Source organism: Tunturibacter psychrotolerans, from assembly GCF_040359615.1.
GTDB classification, from domain to species: domain Bacteria; phylum Acidobacteriota; class Terriglobia; order Terriglobales; family Acidobacteriaceae; genus Edaphobacter; species Edaphobacter psychrotolerans.
The window spans coordinates 4,723,594-4,742,688 of sequence record NZ_CP132942.1; the positions used below are offsets into that span (position 1 = coordinate 4,723,594).

A 19,095-nucleotide genomic window follows, 5' to 3' on the forward strand; every position below is an offset into this window, starting at 1 on the left:
TCCCGTCCGTATTAAAAACCTCATCCACGTCAGCGATGATACCGTGCTCTTGGCTCGCCTATCACGGGCTGCGCCAAGCGCAGATCTTCTGAATTCACCCATTATCATGGCTTCGGCAGTTAGCAAGATATTTGTAACCGGGAATGATCGGGAAATTGGCTAGGATGTCGCTTGACACCGAGTGCCCAATACGGACTATCCTCTTCCTCAACACCCCTTGCACCGAATCTGCCGCAGCAGGACCAGTCCGGGGCACACGTCAGACCAACATTTACGCTGGAGTTGCAACTAATGTCGATCAATACTGCCAGCCTGCCTGACTCGGGCTTCTCCGCCACCACCCCGGAAAAATCAAACATCCGCTGGGTCGTCTGCGGTCTTCTGTTCCTCGCCACCACCATCAACTACATGGACCGCTCGGTCTTCTCCCTCATCGAGCCGCTCCTCCACCTCGATTTCATGGGCTGGATTCCGGGCGTGGACGCCGCCCACCAGACCGCCTACAACCTCAACTTCGGCCGCGTACTCATCTGCTTCCAGATCGCCTACGGCATCGGCTTCCTCTTCGCTGGCCGCATCATCGACAAGCTTGGCACCAAAACCGGCTACGCCCTCGCCATCCTGGTCTGGGGTTGCGCCTCGATCAGCCACTCTGTCGTCACCAGCGTCGCAGGGTTTTGCATTGCCCGCATCTTTCTCGGCCTCGGCGAGTCCGGCAACTTCCCCGCCGCCATCAAAGCCACCACCGAGTGGTTCCCCTCCGAAGAGCGCGCTCTCGCCACCGGGCTCTTCAACTCCGGCACCAACGCTTCCGCGTTTATCGCGCCCGTCCTCATCGCAGCCGTCGCCGCCCGTTGGGGCTGGCACGCCGCCTTCATCTGCACAGGTTCTATGGGACTCGTTTGGGCGATCCTATGGGTCATCTTCCCGTACAACAAACTCCGCCGTGGCGCTACCCAGACCCAGGCCAACCTTGCTCCCGTCACCCAGGGCGGTTCGATCTATCCCATCCTTCTCCGCCACCGTGGCTTCTGGGCCTTCTGCATTGCTAAAGGCATCACCGATCCTATCTGGTGGTTCTATCTCTTTTATCTCCCTAAGTTTCTCAACGACAACTACGGCCTCAATCTAAGTCATGTCAAATATCCGCTGATTGTCATCTACGCTGCAGCGAGCGTTGGTTCCATCGCCGGCGGCTGGCTCTCCGGCTTCCGCATGAAACACGGCCACAGCGTCAACTCCGGGCGCAAATTCGCTCTTCTTATCTGCGCAATCTGCGTCCTTCCCATCATGCTGGTTCCGCATATGCACACTCTCTTCCCCGATAATGCATGGCCGGCCATCGGCCTCTTTTGCCTCGCCACCGCCGCTCACCAGGGCTGGTCCGCCAACCTCTTCTCCACGCCAACCGACATGTTCCCATCCACCAGCGTCAGCACCGTTGTAGGTATCGGCGGCGCGGCGGGCGCCCTCGGAGGCGCGTGCTTCACCTGGCTCGTCTCTCATTTCTTCTCCCTCCACCCTTTGCTCATCTTCACGATGGCGGGCCTCGCCTACGTGACCGCTCTCCTCATCTTCCAAGTACTCATACCCCGTCTCGGCGCCCGGCAGACCATCTAACTCTCGCCTTACCCACGACCTGACGAATGTTGCTCAAATTGGACCATTCGCGCGTCCGGCTCCGTCGCCTCTCCCAAAACACGCGCCTTTATCGCCGTGTTACCCTTCATCAAATCCCGCTCAAGGAGCAGCACGCAGCGTGAAAAAAGAGGCAAAAGAGCAGTTCGACGAGGTCTCTGGACATAGCCAGCTCACCATGCACGTCGTCGAGCACATTCGCTCTCTCATCAGCTCAGGCGAGGTTCGGCCCGGCGACCGCCTCCCTCCCGAACGCGATCTCGCTCGTCAGCTTAAGATCAGCCGCTCCAGCCTCCGCTCCGGCATTGGATTTCTTGCCGCCATGGGGGTCCTGAAGAGCCGCCACGGCGCCGGTACCTTCGTCGCCTCTGGGCCGCCATCGTTCGACTCCAGCTCCTTCTCCGTCCTCGGAGCTCTGCACGGGTTTCATCCATGGCAGATGTTTGAAGCCCGCATCGTCATTGAGTCCAACGTTGCCGCACTCGCCGCCGAGCGCGCCACCGACGAGCACATCGCCGAGTTGGCCGAAGAAGTGGCTGAGATGTACGCCTCCCTCGAAGACCCGCAGCAGTACCTGATCCACGACGTTCGATTCCATCGCACTATCGCCAAAGCCTCCGGCAACCCCATCCTGGGCGCGCTGATGGAGACCCTCACCGCCAGTCTCTATCAGCTTCGCAGCAAGACCATACAAAACGCCGTCGATCTCAAAGAATCCTCCGAAATGCATCGCGAGATCTACCGCGCCATCCGCTCTCACAACCCCCAGCAGGCCCGTCGCGCCATGGAGCAGCACCTGAACCTCGCCCGGCTCGCCCAGGCCTCCGAAACCGAACATGTTGAGCCTCCCGTTGAGGAAGTTCCGGCTCCTCTGGCCGACGTAATCCTTCCGGATCGATAGACTTTTCAGGACTTTTTTAGTTTCGTGGTGGAACAGCGTTTTTGCAGGGAGTTTTTGGCAAAAAGTGTGTTTGGACGTGGTTTTTTGCCGGTGTGGGTGTGGTGATTTGCGTGGTAAACGTGGTGTTTTAGCACCTACTTTTTTGGCTCTGAAAAATACGCCAACTTTTTGAGATTTATTTTTCGGTGCGTGGCTCGCGACGACGCGCTTGCCCGAAAACTCCCGGGTCACCCTGCTAAACTGGGCTCTGGCCCATGCCCAAGAAAAAGTTCTATCTCACTACCCCTATCTACTACGTCAACGCACGCCCACACATAGGCCATGCGTACTCGACCATTGCGGCCGACGTGATCGCGCGCCGCCACCGCCTGCTCGGTGACGACACCTTTTTCCTGACCGGCACCGACGAGCACGGCCAGAAGGTCGAGCGCTCCGCCGCTGCTGCGGGCATTCCGCCCCTTCAATTCGCCGACCAGGTCTCGGCCACCTTCCGCGCCCTCTGGGACCGCATGGGCATCACCTACGACGACTACATCCGCACCACCGAACCTCGTCATACCGAAGCCGTCCAGAGGCTCTTTCAGCTTCTTCTCGACCGCGACAAGATCTACCTCAGCAGCTACACCGGCCAGTACTCGATCGGCGAGGAGATGTTCGTCGACGGGCCTCCCGGCACCATCGGGCCCGATGGCAAGCCGACCGAAACCGTCACAGAGGAGAACTACTTCTTCCGCCTGTCCCAATACCAGCTCCCCCTCATCGATCTGATCGAGAGTGAAGACCCCGAGAATCGTCTTCTCATCCAGCCCGAGTCGAGCCGCAACGAAGTCCTGAGCTTTCTTCGCGGCAATGTCGCCGAAGCAAGTGAACGCGGCGATGTCCTCGAACTGTCGGCCCTCGGTAAGCCTTATCTTCCGGGGGCCCTCAAAGACCTTTCTATCTCGCGCACCAGCTTTAAGTGGGGCATCACTGTACCCGGCAACGAGAAGCACGTCATCTATGTCTGGCTCGACGCTCTGGCCAACTACATGACCGCCATCGGCTACGGAAGTGACGACCCCGCCGAGCAGGAAAAGTTCAAGCGCTACTGGCCGGCAGATCTGCATCTTGTGGGCAAGGAGATCACACGCTTCCATTGCGTCTACTGGCCTGCGTTCCTGCTCGCCGCAGGCATCCCCACGCCAAAGTCCGTCGTCGCCAACGGCTGGTTGCTCTTCGATGACAGCAAGATGTCGAAGTCCAAGGGCAACGTCGTCCGCACCGAGACGATTCTCGATGCCTTCGGCACGGAGGTCTATAAAAAGCAGTTCCCCGACAGCACGAAGAAAGAACAAGATCTCTTCGCCGCCGATGTACTCCGCTACTTTCTTCTCCGCGAGATCCCGTTCGGACAAGACGGCAGCTTCAGCTTTGATGCGATGATCACCCGCTACAACGCCGATCTGGCAAACGGCTACGGCAATCTAGTCAGCCGCACTCTGAGTATGATCCGGCAGTATTTCAGTGCAGGTGAGACAGAGGGACGGCCTGGCGGTGATTCCTTAATTCCCCTTCTCGAGAACAACAACTCATCGTTTGAACTCAACGAAATTTCGGATCAATTCTCTTTCCCTGAAGCAGTTCTGGAAATAGTAACTAAGTGCTTCAGTACGTACGATTTTGGTAAGTCTTTGGAATCCAGTTGGAGTCTGATCGCGGTAATGGATCTTTTCATTAGCGATCAGGCGCCTTGGAAGCTGGCGAAAGCTGGAACCAGTGAGTCAGCGACTAGATTGCGACAAGTTCTATATGCCGCCGCGGAATCGATCCGCATCGTCACTGCCCTGCTGTACCCTATCCTTCCGTTCTCTACCGCAAAGGTATGGGCGCAACTTGGTCTCGGCGATATTGAACAAGCCGCAAAGAACGGCGAACTAAACAATCTCGAATGGGGCGGACTGAAACCTGGAACGAAATTCGGTGCGCTCGCTCCCATCTTTCCACGAGCAGACAAAGGACTCGCGCAGATCATGATTGATATGGAAAATCCCAACTCTACGTCTGAAAAGCCTGAGCAGCCGAAGCCCTCAAAGTTAGTGGATGAGACGACGACGCATACCTCTCCCGCACCGTCCGATCCGACCGATCCCGCCGCTGCGCCTCGAACTTCGTCGCTGCCCGAAGGAGCGCCCGGAATGACGGTCGCAGGGAGCTATGCGATCTCTACCGAGCGTCCCGGCACTCCGTCCCATACCGAAGCACGCGCCTCAGGTGTCTTTGCCAACTCGGCGGCTCGTTCGGATATTCCCGACACCCCGCAGATCGTCATCGACGACTTCGTCAAGGTCGATCTTCGCGTCGCGCAGATCGTCGTCGCTGAGCGCATCCCGAAGGCCGATAAGTTGCTTCGCCTTGAAGTCGATCTCGGCTACGAAAAGCGCCAGATCCTCTCCGGCATCGCAGAGTGGTACACGCCCGAAGAGCTTGTCGGCAAAAAAATCGTCGTGATTGCGAACCTCGCGCCCCGCAAGATGCGCGGCCTCGAGTCTCATGGCATGCTGCTGGCCGCCTCACACGGCGACGACGGCAAACCCGTTCTCGCGACCTTCGCCGAAGACATCCCCGTGGGCTCACGATTGAAATAAGTTTCGATGTTGATCGACGGGGCCGCGAGCAGTTCGTTTGGGTTGAAACGAGAGCTTTCCTGGGGGTGAGGAAGGCTGTGAGGATGAGTTGGGCAGTCTGCGTGCTCGAAGTGGAGCAGAGAAAATCTGCTTGACAACTTCTCTGGGCCGACGCATGCTTGTCCGTAAATTTATCCAGATCAACGGAAAGAAGCTCTTACCGATGAGAAAGTTTGTCTTCCCCGTTACCCTACTCGCCTCTGCCTTGGTTCTTTCTCTCACCGCCCACGCCGACACAATCGATAACTTCGTCCTTACCGGCAACGGCCTCGATGTCACGTTTTCCCTGCCTGCCTCGCCTCCGGGCAATGAGAGTACCTGCCCCATCGGCATCATCACCTCCTGCCTGCCCGGTTCAGAGACAGCCTTTACCGTCTCTACGCTGGTCACCACGAACGGGGTTAGCGAGATGGAATCCATTGATTTTCCAACGCTCCGCTTCCTTGGGGGGCTGAGCCTCGGCCTGGTTCCGGGAAGACTCTACGGCCCTGTGCTCTTCGCGCCTGACGCGGCCAATCCCACCTTCCTGATCGGCACCTTTGACCTGGGTGCGATCAACCCTAAGGGCGATCCACCTGTTCTTGACTACAGCCTCAGCATCACGCCGGAGACGACCGCGCAGACGCCTGAGCCGTCCACGCTCGGTCTGTTCGGCACCGGGCTGCTGGGTCTGATCGGCGTTGCGCGGAAGAGGCTTGGGTCGAGGTCCGGTTCGGCAGCGAACTAACTTCGCCAGGCTGATTCCCTGTTAGGCGATGACCTTCTGGACTCCGACTGCGACGACGAAGTAGTTGGCCATCACGTCGCCGACGTTCTTCAAGCTGTGCAACACGCCGGACGCGGTGAAGATGATTCCGCCGGGCTCGACGATCCCCGTCTTGCCGTCGCTGGTGACTTCGAGCTTTCCTTCGCGAATCAGGAGGAACTCCGAGTGCGTGTGCCGGTGCGGTGGATGCGGCATCTGGCCCGGCGGCAAGGCGGTCTCGTGGACTTCGACAAACTCTCCCGTTGCGAGGCGGCCCTGAACCACAGCTCGGCTGGCGCCGCCGTTCGCTGAGGCGTGTACCGGCAACTTGTCGAAGGAGAATATCTCGGAGTGGGCGAGCACCGGCTCTCCACCGGGCGCATTGTTTTGTCCTTCTGCCACTGCACCGCCCATCGCTGCAAGAGCCGATAGAGCGACACAAAGTTCACGACGGTTCAAATTTTTCATGGGGACATACTACGCGGTCCGAACTAAATCAGTCATCTGCTGCTTTGTTGTGCTTGTGCCGGCGTTGCGATTCCCGCCTCATGCGATAACCTGAAAGAGATGCCTCTGATCGACTCTCACGCCCACCTCGACTTTTACAACGAGACTCCGACCGAGCGCGTGGAGGTGCTGCGACGCGCCTACGCCGCGGGGGTTCACACGGTTCTGGCGATCGGCATTGGCGATGGCCCCGCGACGATGCACCAGGCGCTCGAGATTGCCGAAACGGCCTCGGGGGAGGGGCTTCCGCAGGTCTTTGCGAGCGCTGGAATTCATCCGCAGGAGGCGGCTCACGCTGGGCCGGACGCGCTCGAAAAGCTGGCTGCGCTTGCCGCTCGGGAACGATGTGTTGCCATCGGAGAGATCGGCCTCGACTACTACCACTTCGATAATCCCGACATTGCGACGCAGCAGGAGGCTTTCATCGCGCAGATGCGTCTTGCAGCGAAGTTGCGCAAGCCGATCCTGATCCACTGCCGCACCAGCGAACTTGCGACGCCGCAGGCCAAGGAGAAGTATGGCGAGGCTGATGCGTGGGAGGATCTTCTTGCGCTGATCGATGAACATTGGACGCCGCACGCGCTGCCTGGGATCATGCACTGCTTCTCCGGTACTCCGGCTGAGGCGGAACGTTCTCTCGCTGCGGGATTTTATCTTTCCTTTGCGGGGAACCTGACGTATCCGAAGGCGCAGGGTATTCGCGATGCCGCCGTGCTCGCCCCCGCGGATCGGATTCTGGTCGAGACGGACGCGCCATTTCTTGCGCCGATTCCGCTTCGGGGTCAACGCAACGAGCCCGCTTTTGTCACGCAAACGGCGGCAGCCCTGGCTGAGCTTCGCGGCATCACACCAGAAGAGCTCGCGGACCTGACAACCGCCAACTTTAAAAATCTCTTCCCCTCGACGCGCTAAACACTCGGGCGCTGACATAATAGAGAGCGACAAAGTTACAGACGAAGGAACATACCCATGGCATCCGATAACAGCTTCGACGTAGTCAGCAAAGTAGAGATTCAAGAAGTAAAAAACGCCATCGACCAGGCCTCGAAAGAGGTTCACGCTCGCTTCGACCTGAAAGATTCGAAGTCGAAGATCGAGCTTGAGGGCAACGACACGATTCAGCTTGCGTCGCAGGATGAGTACAAGCTTCAGGCGGTCACCGAGATTCTGTCGCAGAAGCTGGTGAAGCGTGGGGTGTCGCTGAAGAACCTCGAGTTTGAGAAGATCGAGCCTGCGGCGAACTCGAGCGTGCGGCAAAAAATCAAGCTGGTGCAGGGGATTCCGTCCGAGAAGGCGAAGATCATCGTCGCCGCGATCAAGGACTCGAAGAAGAAGGCACAGGCCAGCATTCAGGGTGATACTGTGCGCGTCGTCAGCAAGGACCGCGACGTTTTGCAGGAGGTCATGGCGCTGCTCAAGGGCAAAGATATCGGCGTCGAGCTTCAGTTTACGAACTTCCGCTCTAACTAAGACGGATTCTCATTGCGAGCGCGGCAGCAAGCCCATTCCTGCTGCCGCCTTGCCAAAGCGTTGCCCGGATCAAAAATCTTGCTTACTTTTTCGAGCTTACTCTGAAGCCAAATCCACATCCTGATACTCTGACTAGTAAGTGAGTACGCTCTCCATCGCGACAGCAGCCGAGGTGTTCGACCTCCTGCGTGACGATTTAGCCGCCATTGAGCAGGAGTTCTCCCGCCAATCGGCCTCAAACGTCGAGGTCATCACCGACATCGCACGCTACCTGATCGCGGGCGGCGGCAAGCGCATTCGACCTCTTCTGCTGCTGCTTTCGGCGAAGGCGCTCGGCTGCACAAGCGAAAGCCGCATCCGGCTCGGTGCCGTGGTGGAGATGCTTCACACCGCAACGCTCGTCCACGACGACATCATCGACGAAGCTGACACGCGCCGCGGCCGTCCTTCCTCAAACACTACCTGGGGTAACGCCAAGTGCGTCCTGGCGGGCGATTGGCTCTACATGCAGTCGTTCTCGACGGCGCTTGAGGAGCGCAACTTCCGTGTCCTCGAGCTGCTCATCTCGCTCACCCAGCAGATGGTCGAAGGCGAGCTTCTCCAGATCGAAAAGCTTGGTCACCTCATCAACGAAGAGGAGTACTTCGACCTCATCTTCCGCAAGACCGCGTGCCTCTTCAAGGTCTCCATGCAGCTGGGCGCTGCCGTCACGCCGTCCCACGACTTCGGCGACCCCGAGGAGATTGAAGCGCAGCTTGGCGAGTATGGCCGCAATCTCGGCCTCGCCTTCCAGATTGTCGACGACGTTCTCGACCTGACAGCCGCCGAAGACGTGCTCGGCAAGCCCGTAGCTTCAGATCTACGCGAAGGCAAGGCCACACTCGCCGTCATTCACGCACTCGAGCGTGGCACTGGAGCCGACCGCGAAGCCATTCGCACCGTTCTCGCCGACCGGAGCTTCACCCGAGTCTCTCATCCGCAGATTCTCGAGATTCTGCAGCGCCATGGCTCGATCGACTATGCGATGGACACAGCCTGCGCCTACGCCGAAGCAGCCCGGCTCACCATCGCCGATCTGCCCGATTCCGAAGCCAAGCGCGCCCTTCTTTGGGTCCCCGGCTTCGTCACCTCACGCGACCGCTAGGTTCAAGGATGCGGTGAGCAAACCGACGACACCCCAAATGGCAAAGCCCGTCCTGGAAAATGGACAAATCCAAGGTACTTAACTTTTAGCCTCGACTTGCTTACATCCTAGTGAGAGCATTGCGCTTATGAGGGATAAGCGTAGATGCTACATCGAATAGAGATTCGGGTAGGGGCTATAGTTTTTACCCTCGCGTGCCTCTTAGAAGCCGCTCACTATTTCAATTTGTTAGAGCATCTATTGCCTGAGAAGTTGATCCTTATGGTCGACCAAAAGGCCATTTTCATTTTGATGCTCGTCGGTATTTTGATAATGGCTTTCGGGATTGCTAAGTCCTTGTTATCCCACGACGGCAAAGGCGCTGTTCCCACACATCCGAACGAGACTAAAAACACAAGTTCTTCAAACCCGCCTTGGACAGCAGGTCCCATCACAACTCAAAATGTTGAGGTTTACGCTTATCCTCCGAAACCTGCTAGAGTCGCCGCTCCTGCTACACCCAAACCAGCTTTTAGCATCGTCGCCATCTTGAATAGGACGACCAGTATTAATTTCTTCAAAGATAGCTTTGTTGCCGACGCCAAAGGGTATTCAGCTTTAGTAGTCGGTTTCAGAAACGACGGGATTGCAGGAAAGTCGGCCCATAGCCTGCATGGAGTTAGGGCGCATGTAATCTATCGCGATGCATCCGGCAACGAATTGTTAGACATTCCCTCCGCTTGTTGGCTAGAGGAGCCTACTGATTCTGTTGACTTGGAAATAGGTGTGGCAAGATATCTCATTGTTGCGGCCAACATGTCACGCGAAAATTGGGTCGCACCTTGGGTAAAGAAGCAAAAAGGCAAGAACTCTCACGGCTTCGACTTTGTGATTGATGGCGTAGACATTCCAAATGAATTCACAATTGTTGAAATTCGAATGATCGACACTGATAACTTCTCTCTCCCAAAAGAGAGATTTGAAATCAAAGAAATTGACGGCGACGTGAAAATGTTCAAACTCGCCTAAATCAGGAAATCAGGTCTTGTGACTACATCACTGCATCGGTAACGACAGGTATAGCGTCCCCAGATCGGTCAGCACGCCGGTCGCGCCCAGCAGGCTCGAGAAGTGTGGATCGGGACTTACTCGCCCCGTGAACCACGCATAGCGGAAGACATCGGTGCGGCTCTCGCAGGTTGCGACCATGTCGGTCATCTGAGCCTCCTGCTTTGCCAGCGTGTCGATCTGTGCGCCGTCATTCTGGCTGTGCCAGTTTGCAAACTCCGTCACCCAGAAAGGCTTTCCGTACTTGGTGAGCCGGTCCAGTTGCGCATCCAGTCCGTAGTCGTACCAGTGGAAGGCGAGGTAGTCGATCTGCGGCGCGCGGTTGCTGTTCGCCGCTTCATAGGCGGCGTAGAACGCATCGAGCCACGCGACTGGATCTTCGTAGTTCGTCATCGTTCCCCAGGTGATCGCGGGCCCGACGATCTTCACTCCCGTCTGCGCGGCAATGGCCTCGTACTGCGGCCACAGCTGAGCGGCCTGTTGCGGCGTCATATTCGACTGGCTCACCAGGTTCGGCTCATTCAAAACCAGCATGTACTGGATCGTCGGATTTGCCTTCAAATAAGTCACAATATCGGCCGCGTTGAAGCTCCCGTTCCACAGCATGGGATAGAAAACCATCCCGTAGCGCGTCGCATAGTCGGTCGGAACGGCCGCGTTCGGACTCGGGCTCCAGTTGTACCACCAACTCACACCGGATGAGAGCGCAGACAGGTCGGTCGGCGACGCCAGATCATAGGCAATCCCACGCTTGGCGCTTTTAGACGCCGACGGCGGAGTTGGAGTCGGCGTCGGTGTGGGCGTCGGTGTAGGTGTAGGCGTTGGTGTCGGTGTTGGCGTTGGTGTGGGAGTTGGCGTTGGTGTGGGAGTTGGCGTTGGCGTTGGTGTGGGAGTCGGCGTAGGTGTTGGTGTGGGCGTTGGCGTTGGTGTGGGAGTCGGCGTAGGTGTTGGTGTGGGAGTTGGTGTTGGTGTTGGTGTTGGTGTTGGCGTAGGGGTCGGCGTCGATGGAGAACTAGAGCTTGTGCCACTTGCAGATGCGAGCGTCGAGCCTCCCCCGCTGCCGCAACCCGAGACGGCGAGACAAGCACCCAGCACCAGCAGCATTAGCGCGCGATCATTCCGTGCAGACACACGCAGAGCCTTCAAAGCTCCTCCTCTTGAAAATTTCCTGTTCACAACGAGAACGATCCGCGGCCAGATCACCTTCCCGACTGAAGGCTTCATCGGCCGTTTGCCCTGATGGCACAGCACTCACAACAGGCGGATCTCGCCAATGGTCACGGCACTCGATTTCGAATCCGCGACTGTAGAAAATCACGCCCCCTGCCGCGAGTCTCTGACTCGGAAGTTGTAGACGCAAAACTTCTTAGCCTCTTTATTTTTATGGACTTACGTTCTAGATCGCGAAAGCAGACAGCCCACCCGGCTCCTACTCCTCGCCACTCGTTTCGACGTCCAGGTTCACCACCCGCATCGCATTTCTGCCTTGCTCCACGAGCACCTGGATTCTACCCTCTGCCGCCTCCAACTCCTTCTTGCACGCGTTCGAGAGCTTCACGCCCTCCTCAAACAGATGCACCGACTCATCGAGCGAAAGCTCCCCACGCTCGAGCTTCTCGACCACCGACTCCAAGGCCATCAACTGCTCTTCAAAGTTTGCCATCACACAACCTCGACTTCGGCCAGCCCCAGCACATCGGCCGCGACGCCGTAGCGCCCGAACGGCGCACTTACCTGAACGCCCTGCACCATCGGCCGCGCCTCTGCCAACATCTCCTGCGCGATCTTTACGCCTTCCATCCGGCCCGCTTCAGGCGAGGCCACTGCGGCCATCCGCGCCATGATCTCTTCCGGCATGCTGACTCGCAGATCGTTCTTCATGAACTCCGCGTTGCGCAGACTGGTCAGCGGCCAGATCCCCGCGATCACCGGGATGCGGAAGCCTTCGATTCTGCGCAGGAACTCTTCGAGAACGCGCAGGTCAAACACCGGTTGCGTAATAGCGAATTCTGCGCCCGCCTCCACCTTGAACGCAAACCGGCGCACCTCCTGGTCCATATCCTGAACGCCGGGGTTCGCCGCGACAGAGATCGTAAAGCCGGTCGAGTCGCCGATAGGATTCTTCCCGATATCCAAGCCGTAGTTCAAATTCTGGACGATGTTCACCAACCCGATTGCGTCGACATCGAACACCGCCGTTGCGTTGGGATAGTTGCCGAGCTTCGGCGGATCGCCCGTCAGGCAGAGAATATTTTTGAGCCCGATCGATGACGCTCCCAGCAGATCGCTCTGGATGCTCAGCACGTTCCGATCGCGGCAGGTGTAATGCAGAATCGTCTCAATTCCTACGTGCTGCTGAATCTGCACGCACAGGCTCTGCGCGCTCATCCTTGCGCTGGCACGCGGCGAATCCGGCACATTGATAGCGTCCACACCGAGCCTGTGAAGTTGTGCCGCGCCATCCAGCTCCTTGCTGCAGTCGATCCCCTTCGGCGGCACGATCTCCACCATCGTCACAAAATCGCCGGCGGCTACCATCGAACCGATCTTCGACCGATCCGCCAGCGGAGGGGGCGAAACCTTGCTCTCCTTGATGGTCGTCGCCTTGCCCGGACGAGCGTTTTCCATCACCTCGATGCCACCCTCCATCGCACCCAGCGCGCGCAACGAACTCTTCATCGCTCGCGTATAGCTTGGCGTCGTTCCACAACATCCGCCGACGATGCTCGCTCCCGCCTTGACCAGCTTGCGCGTAAAGCTGGCCATGTACTCGGGCGAAGTCAGGTAGATCGTGCGGCCCTCGACGGCGCGCGGAATTCCTGCGTTCGGCATCGCAGACAGCGGCAGCGTCGTCACTGGCCGCATCCGCTCGATCACACTCAGCACTGTCGCAGGTCCCGCGCTGCAATTGCATCCCACTGCATCGGCGCCCCACTCGGTCAGCTTGATCGCGGCAACCTCTGCCGAGGCCCCATCGAGGCAGTTCCCGTCTTCATCGACGGTCATCATCACCACCACGCGAATTCCTGGAGCTACATGCCGCGCTGCCAGAATTGCCTGTTGCGCCTCGGCCAGTGAGGTCATCGTCTCTACGATCAGCAGATCCACGCCTACGCCCGGCCCACCCTCCACCAGCGCCCGAATCTGCTCTTCGAAAGCTTCCCGTGCTTCGTCGAGGCCAACTTTGCCGAGCGGCTCCAGCCTCACGCCCAGCGGCCCCATCGAACCGGCCACAAACGCCTCGCACGCCTGCTTATCGCGTATCTGGTTCACCGACTCCCGCGCCAGCTTCACGCCGGCCACGTTGATTGCGCGCACCTGATCCTGCAGCCCATGCAGGCCCAGCCGAAACCGGTTGCCGCCAAACGTATTGGTCTCGACAACCTCTGCACCTGCCTGCAGATACTCGGTATGGATCTCCCGCACCATCTCCGGCTGCGACAGGTTCAGCTCGTCGTAACACCGGTTGATGAAGACGCCGCGCGCGTACAGCATCGTGCCCATGGCTCCATCGCACAGCACAGTCCTGCCGCCTTCAAACAGACAGTCGACCGCAGCGTATCCTGCAACAGAGATCGATTTCGCACCATCTACCGCATCCGCCATAACCGTCTCCAAGTGTTCTCACCATCTTAAGCCAATCGACGGACCTGCTCCAAACCAATAAAATTCAAGCCTTTGCCGATTGCTTCCAAACCGTGGTCTGGCGCGTCCTTTGTTATACTCGGCACATAGCCGGTGGTCCCGAAAATTTTGCCGCAGCGCTCAGGTTGGAGTTAGTTACCGTTGACGAATCGAAGTCTTTTTACCAAGTCTCTCCGTGCCCAGATCTTCTGCGGCCTTCTGATCGCCGCCGCCACTCTGGGACTCACAGCCTGCGGCCCGTACTACTACAAGTTCCCTCAATTTACGTTCGCTAACCGCCCCATTCCTCCCAGCAAGCTCGCCAATCGTGTCATGGTCAGTGTTACCGCCAACGGAGGAACCACCGGCAGCCTGCAGATCCTCGATGCCCTCCGCGCGCTCCGCAATAACGTACAGAACACCAAGACTTCGTTCTCTATCAGCGGCTACTCCTCCGGCTTTCCGAATCTGATCCTCAACTTCCCCTCAGAGATCACTGGCTACGTCTACTCCAACACGCTGGGTGACGTACAGGCCATCAACTACGGCACAGAAGCCGTCACCGGCCCTGTCGGGCCCTTCCCCGCGAAATCCACCAGCATCGCCGTTCCCCCGACCTTCGCCCACGTCTACTCTGCGGAGGAGGGTGCCGGCCTGCTCGGCATCGTCGACAACACGGCCGGAAAAACCTTCGCGCTCAACCTGCCCAATGTCTTTCAGGTCGTCGTCAACACAGGCGACACGGTCGTACTCGCCATGGTTCGCAACTCGAACTCGCTCTATCGCGTCATCAAGCTGAACGCCAACCAATACCTCACCTCGACCGCAGCCATCGCAGGCATCGGCGCGGTCGACTGCCAGCCCTTCAACCTGCCGATCTACTGCGTCATCCCGGTCAACAGCGTGAATCCCGCCGCTCCCACCGCCAGCACCTTCGACCGTCCTGTCGGAGCCTACGTCTCGCTGGACGGCAGTGTCGTCTACGTTCTCAACTGCGGTGCCGAGTGCGGCGGAACCACCTCCAGCGTCACCTATCTCTCGCCCGGCGCGCTTCAGGTCAACAGCTACACCGACAGCACCAGCCCAGCTCAGCAGAATCCGAACTCCTTCGTTCGCAATGTTCCAGTCGCAGGAGGAGTCACAGCGGCGGTCTCTGACGGGACGACCCTCTACCTGGCTGGCCAACAGCTCCAGCCCGATGGTCTCTTCGCGGGCAACCTCTCCACCATCAACCTTGCCAGCAACACCGTCACCAGCACTACCTCCATCTCCGACGGCACTCACACCAAGATCCTCTTTGCCGACGACAACACGCTCTGGATCGGCTCCCAGTTATGCGCCAGCGGTGAGCGCGCAGCCCGAGCCGCGCAACAGATAGCAGCCGGACAGGCCACCGACCAGACGGCGAACTACAACTGCCTTACCCTCGTCACACTGCCCTCAGGCTCTGCTGGAATCAGCGCTGCCATCGTTCCCGCCGTCACACAAAGCGCGACGTCGCCGGTCGTCGTCCCCTACCCCAATACCAACCAGAACCAGTTCTACTACGGCGACCTCACGGGCCTCTGCTGGGTCCAAGGCCTTCACAAGGTCTACACCGCCTACGGGGGGCAGGTCCACGCCTTCTACACCGGCGGAGCGATCACCGCCCCGATGGATCCCGCCATTGGCACGACACCCGCCGCCGGCTCTGAGATCAACAACGCGAACATCATCGTTCAGGGCACAGCCCTCGACGTCGCCTACATGGACGCCGTCACTGACGCAGCAAACTAATGCAATGAAGGGCTCAGGGAACAGGGCTCAGGACGTCTCCCACCGAGCCCTACCCCGAAGCCGTGACCCTTAAGCTCTTCACCCTATGTCCTCACCCCAGCAACTCGATATTCTTGCCATCGCAGCCCATCGCGACGACGTCGAACAAACCTGCGGCGGCACTCTCCTGGCCATGCAAGCCCGTGGCTGGACTACCGGCATCCTCGATCTCACCCAGGGAGAGTCCGGCACCCGCGGCACGGCTGCCGAGCGCGAGGCCGAAGCCACCGCTGCCGCCCGCATCCTCAATGTTTCCCATCGCGAAGCGCTTGACCTGCCCGACGGCAACGTCGAAAACACACTGGTCAATCGTCTGAAGCTGGGCGCCGTCCTGCGCCGTCTGCGTCCCCGCGTCGTCATTCTGCCCTACTGGCAGGGTCGGCACCCCGACCATTACACCACCGCAACGTTAGGCTACGAAGCCTGCTTCGTCAGCGGCCTTGCCAAAGTTGTAACCCCGGGCGAATCGAATCCACCGCATCGACCCTTCAAGATTCTGTACGCCAGCCTCTACGCCGATGTCCGCCCCAGCTTTGTGGTCGACATCACACCCTTTGCCGAGCAGCGCCTGCAATCCCTGCTGGCCTATCGCTCGCAATACGGCGCGCAACCTGAAGGTACCGGCATCTTCGTCCCCGAAGAAGAGATTCGCGAACGAACCTTCGCGACTGCCCGTCACTATGGCCTGCTCGCTGGCGTCCGCTATGCAGAGCCCTTCGTTCAAAAAGAAGTCGGCCTAGTTGATGACCTGATACTTCTTCCGGTTCAATCCATTTAAAGTACTGTTTCCAATCCACGGCAAATCCATTACACTCCTCGGTACGTCATCAAAACATAGATGCAGCTGCAGTACGTTCCAAGGAGAGGTTAATTGTGGAGAAAAAGCTAAACGACCTTATTGATAAGGCACTGTCACGACGTCAGTTTCTGGCAGGTGCAGGAACGACTGCGGCGGCAGCGCTCGTAGTCGGGTGCAACAGCAGTACAACCACGCCGTCGCCAACACCCACCCCGACGCCGACCCCCCTCGATCTTCCCGACAACGACATTCTGAACTTCGCCCTCAACCTCGAATACCTTGAGGCCGAGTTCTATCTCTATGCCGCTACCGGATCTGGCCTCTCCACAGCCGATGCCCTTGCCGGCGCAGGCACCACCATCGTTCCGGCCAATCTCGTGGCCGTTCCCTGGACATCGCCGGTTCAGGCACAATTCGCTGCGGAGCTCGCCCAGACCGAACTCGATCACGTTCGCTATCTCCAGGGTGCTATTACGGCGAACACCGGCACACCGGTTGCACGCCCCGCCATCGACCTCACCTTCTTCGCTTCTCTCGCAACCGCCGCCGGCATCACCACACCGTTCAATCCGTTTGCAGATCCCAACAGCTTCCTCGTCGGTGCCTTCACGTTTGAGGATGTGGGTGTCACCGCCTACGCCGGCGGAGGTCCCGCACTCATCAGCAACATTCTCCTCTCGGGCGTGGCAGGCCTCCAGGCCGCAGAAGCTTATCACGCAGCCGCTGTCCGTACCCAAATCGCAGGTGGTGCGGCAAACACCGGCGACGCAACCTTCCTCAACTGGGCGAACGATATTTCTGCACTGCGCGCCACTCTGGGCGGAGGAAACGAAACCGCGCTTAGCCTCTCCAGTATCGTTGCTGCTGATCCCACCAATGCCCTTGGCTTTGCTCGCACAACCGATCAGGTTCTGCACATTGTCTACGGCAAGGCTGGCGGAGCAGGCCTGTCCAAAGGCGGCTTCTTCCCCAATGGCCTAAACGGCACCATCACAACAACGGCATCCTAAGGACGGAGAGATCATGGCAACTTTAGAGACACAGCAGCTCGACGAAATCATCGTAAAGACCCGCCGTAAGATGCTCACAATGGGAGGCGCCGCTCTCGCTGCGCTCGCCTTCGGCGGTACAACCAAAGCAGAGGCCCAGTCGACCACCACCCCCGACCAGGACATCCTCAACTTCGCTCTCAACCTCGAGTACCTCGAAGCACAGTTCTACAACCTCGCCGTTTCGGGCGTCACCATCGACAATCTTCCGACACCGATTCCCGTCGCTGTCAACGGAGGAACCGCTGGTACCGTCACCCTCAAGCCCAGCTTCGCCGCGGTGCCGTTCGTATCGTCCATCGTCAAGGCCTATGCTGCAGAGACGGCCACGGAAGAAGGCAAGCATGTCCTCTTCCTGCAGAAGACGCTTGGTAGCGTTGCGGTTTCGATGCCCGATATCGACCTGTTCAAATCCTTCAACGCACTCGCTAACCTGGCAGGCATCGGAACATCCTTCGATCCCTTCGCCAACGACCAGAACTTCCTCATCGGCGCTTACATCTTCGAAGATGTTGGAGTCTCGGCCTACCATGGCGCTGCTCCTCTGATCGCGGACAAGAAAGGCATCCTCCCCGCAGCTCTCGGGCTTCATGCTGTCGAGGCCTACCACGCCGGTCTGATCCGCACCGTCATCAGCGCTTACGATAACGGCGTCAGCACAGGACCACTCAGCACGATTACGCAGGCAATCTCGGCGGCACGCTCCACGCTGGCGAATCCGGATCCCAAGAACCCCATCACCAGCCCGTTCATCACGTACGCAGGCTTGACGGCAGACGATCAGGGAGTCCAAACAACCCCAGTCAGTCTCAATGGCAGCAGCACATCGCCTGCCTTCACGTCTACCACCATCGCTGACACGGACCTCAACGCTTTGGGCTGGTCGCGCAACTCGACTCAGATCCTGGCAATCGTCACCGGAAACCCCGCAACCGCCACGGCGTTTACGGGAGGATTCTTCCCCAGTGGCCTCAACGGCACCATCTCATAACCTTAACTCTTCGCACCAAAGAAGAGCCGCAGGCGATCCCAGCCTGCGGCTCTTTTGTTTTGGACGCGGATTAGACGGCTGCCCTGGTCCGCAGTCGCTCTCTCACAAATCTCACAACTTCCTCAGTCACATAAACCGGCGGGCGCATCGCCAGCACTGGTGTTCCCTCCACCAGCTTCAACGAAACTCCATTCCACTCGGGCCTTTTCAGGACACCTTCCACAACCAGCACCGCGTCGGCCCTATCCAAAAAATACTTCGCCGACTCTTTGAAGTCCGCCGTCTCGGGATCGAGCACGCTCAGGTAAAGATCAGGTCGCAGAAACCGCAGAATGCTGTTCGACTCGATCACTACGTTCTCCGCTCGCTCAATCTCTTTCCGAATGCGCGGCATCGCCTCCGACAAGTCTCCGGCGCGAGTCCTGACCCAGAACGACCGCACCGCTCCCGCCGCCAGATACCGTCCGGAGTCAGTTGTAGCGTCCCCACCGACGCGCTCCTCACTCACTGCAACCGTATGCTCCGCCGTCTCGCAGTCACACGGCTCCCCGTTTGCCGAGCACATCCCATGTCCAAACTGCGTAATCTTGAACGCGGTCCAATGCATCTCCGGTATCGCGGCGATAAGCCCCGCCACCACGCTCGTCTTGCCGATATTTCTTGTATGTCCGCCAACCACGACAATCGCCATCGCTCACCACA

General features: G+C 58.7%; 18 protein-coding genes. 13 read left to right on the forward strand and 5 right to left on the reverse strand.

Annotated features, from left to right (window positions below; all coding sequences use genetic code 11):
* The first annotated feature begins 291 nt into the window (after positions 1-291).
* From RBB77_RS19875 to RBB77_RS19890, 4 genes are all read left to right on the forward strand, one after another.
* Positions 292-1,620: an MFS transporter gene (locus tag RBB77_RS19875; protein ID WP_353063456.1), complete on the forward strand. Its 1,329-nt coding sequence runs from the start codon at positions 292-294 to the stop codon at positions 1,618-1,620.
* A 139-nt stretch (positions 1,621-1,759) separates the two neighbouring features.
* The gene (locus RBB77_RS19880; protein ID WP_353063457.1) at positions 1,760-2,539 is read left to right on the forward strand and encodes a FadR/GntR family transcriptional regulator; all 780 of its coding nucleotides are present in this window, start codon (positions 1,760-1,762) and stop codon (positions 2,537-2,539) included.
* Between the two features lie 254 nt (positions 2,540-2,793).
* Entirely contained in the window at positions 2,794-5,163 is a 2,370-nt protein-coding gene (gene metG / locus RBB77_RS19885) for a methionine--tRNA ligase subunit beta (RefSeq protein ID WP_353063458.1), read from the forward strand.
* 202 nt (positions 5,164-5,365) lie between these two features.
* Positions 5,366-5,929 (forward strand): PEP-CTERM sorting domain-containing protein, encoded by a 564-nt coding sequence (locus tag RBB77_RS19890; protein WP_353063459.1) that lies wholly within the window; start codon positions 5,366-5,368, stop codon positions 5,927-5,929.
* Positions 5,930-5,950: 21 nt separating this feature from the next.
* On the opposite strand, the gene RBB77_RS19895 is transcribed toward RBB77_RS19890, so the two are convergent.
* Positions 5,951-6,415, reverse strand: a complete 465-nt coding sequence (locus RBB77_RS19895; protein WP_353063460.1) for a cupin domain-containing protein — start codon at positions 6,413-6,415, stop codon at positions 5,951-5,953.
* A 99-nt stretch (positions 6,416-6,514) separates the two neighbouring features.
* Between RBB77_RS19895 and RBB77_RS19900 the strand changes: the two genes are divergently transcribed.
* The 4 genes from RBB77_RS19900 to RBB77_RS19915 all read left to right on the forward strand — a co-directional run bounded on the left by RBB77_RS19900 (position 6,515) and on the right by RBB77_RS19915 (position 10,076).
* On the forward strand, positions 6,515-7,366 hold the full coding sequence (locus RBB77_RS19900; protein ID WP_353063461.1) for a TatD family hydrolase: 852 nt from the start codon (positions 6,515-6,517) through the stop codon (positions 7,364-7,366).
* 57 nt (positions 7,367-7,423) lie between these two features.
* Positions 7,424-7,924, forward strand: coding sequence for a YajQ family cyclic di-GMP-binding protein (locus tag RBB77_RS19905; protein WP_353063462.1), 501 nt, complete (start codon positions 7,424-7,426; stop codon positions 7,922-7,924).
* Between the two features lie 139 nt (positions 7,925-8,063).
* A complete protein-coding gene (locus RBB77_RS19910; RefSeq protein ID WP_353063463.1) occupies positions 8,064-9,068 on the forward strand; it encodes a polyprenyl synthetase family protein in 1,005 nt (334 codons plus the stop codon).
* Positions 9,069-9,329: 261 nt separating this feature from the next.
* On the forward strand, positions 9,330-10,076 hold the full coding sequence (locus RBB77_RS19915; protein WP_353063464.1) for a hypothetical protein: 747 nt from the start codon (positions 9,330-9,332) through the stop codon (positions 10,074-10,076).
* Between the two features lie 27 nt (positions 10,077-10,103).
* Here RBB77_RS19915 and RBB77_RS19920 read toward each other — a convergent pair whose 3' ends face one another.
* Entirely contained in the window at positions 10,104-10,859 is a 756-nt protein-coding gene (locus tag RBB77_RS19920; RefSeq protein ID WP_353067674.1) for a glycoside hydrolase family protein, read from the reverse strand.
* Between the two features lie 7 nt (positions 10,860-10,866).
* Between RBB77_RS19920 and RBB77_RS19925 the strand changes: the two genes are divergently transcribed.
* Positions 10,867-11,355 carry a hypothetical protein gene (locus RBB77_RS19925; RefSeq protein ID WP_353067717.1) on the forward strand — a complete coding sequence of 163 codons (489 nt, stop codon included), beginning with the start codon at positions 10,867-10,869 and terminating at the stop codon, positions 11,353-11,355.
* Positions 11,356-11,544: 189 nt separating this feature from the next.
* Here the strand turns inward: RBB77_RS19925 and RBB77_RS19930 are convergent, their stop codons facing one another.
* Positions 11,545-11,778 (reverse strand): exodeoxyribonuclease VII small subunit, encoded by a 234-nt coding sequence (locus RBB77_RS19930; RefSeq protein ID WP_353063465.1) that lies wholly within the window; start codon positions 11,776-11,778, stop codon positions 11,545-11,547.
* Positions 11,778-13,721: a bifunctional homocysteine S-methyltransferase/methylenetetrahydrofolate reductase gene (locus RBB77_RS19935; RefSeq protein ID WP_353063466.1), complete on the reverse strand. Its 1,944-nt coding sequence runs from the start codon at positions 13,719-13,721 to the stop codon at positions 11,778-11,780. Before RBB77_RS19935 ends, RBB77_RS19930 begins: the two co-directional genes overlap by 1 nt.
* 180 nt (positions 13,722-13,901) lie before the next feature.
* On the opposite strand from RBB77_RS19935, the gene RBB77_RS19940 reads away from it, so the two are divergent.
* From RBB77_RS19940 to RBB77_RS19955, 4 genes are all read left to right on the forward strand, one after another.
* A complete protein-coding gene (locus RBB77_RS19940; protein WP_353063467.1) occupies positions 13,902-15,515 on the forward strand; it encodes a hypothetical protein in 1,614 nt (537 codons plus the stop codon).
* An 85-nt stretch (positions 15,516-15,600) separates the two neighbouring features.
* Complete coding sequence (gene bshB1 / locus RBB77_RS19945; RefSeq protein WP_353063468.1) at positions 15,601-16,332, forward strand: bacillithiol biosynthesis deacetylase BshB1; 732 nt, start codon at positions 15,601-15,603, stop codon at positions 16,330-16,332.
* A 95-nt stretch (positions 16,333-16,427) separates the two neighbouring features.
* Positions 16,428-17,363, forward strand: a complete 936-nt coding sequence (locus tag RBB77_RS19950; RefSeq protein WP_353063469.1) for a ferritin-like domain-containing protein — start codon at positions 16,428-16,430, stop codon at positions 17,361-17,363.
* A gap of 13 nt (positions 17,364-17,376) precedes the next feature.
* On the forward strand, positions 17,377-18,393 hold the full coding sequence (locus RBB77_RS19955) for a ferritin-like domain-containing protein (RefSeq protein WP_353063470.1): 1,017 nt from the start codon (positions 17,377-17,379) through the stop codon (positions 18,391-18,393).
* A 70-nt stretch (positions 18,394-18,463) separates the two neighbouring features.
* Here the strand turns inward: RBB77_RS19955 and RBB77_RS19960 are convergent, their stop codons facing one another.
* Positions 18,464-19,084 carry a hypothetical protein gene (locus tag RBB77_RS19960; RefSeq protein WP_353063471.1) on the reverse strand — a complete coding sequence of 207 codons (621 nt, stop codon included), beginning with the start codon at positions 19,082-19,084 and terminating at the stop codon, positions 18,464-18,466.
* Positions 19,085-19,095: the final 11 nt, after the last annotated feature.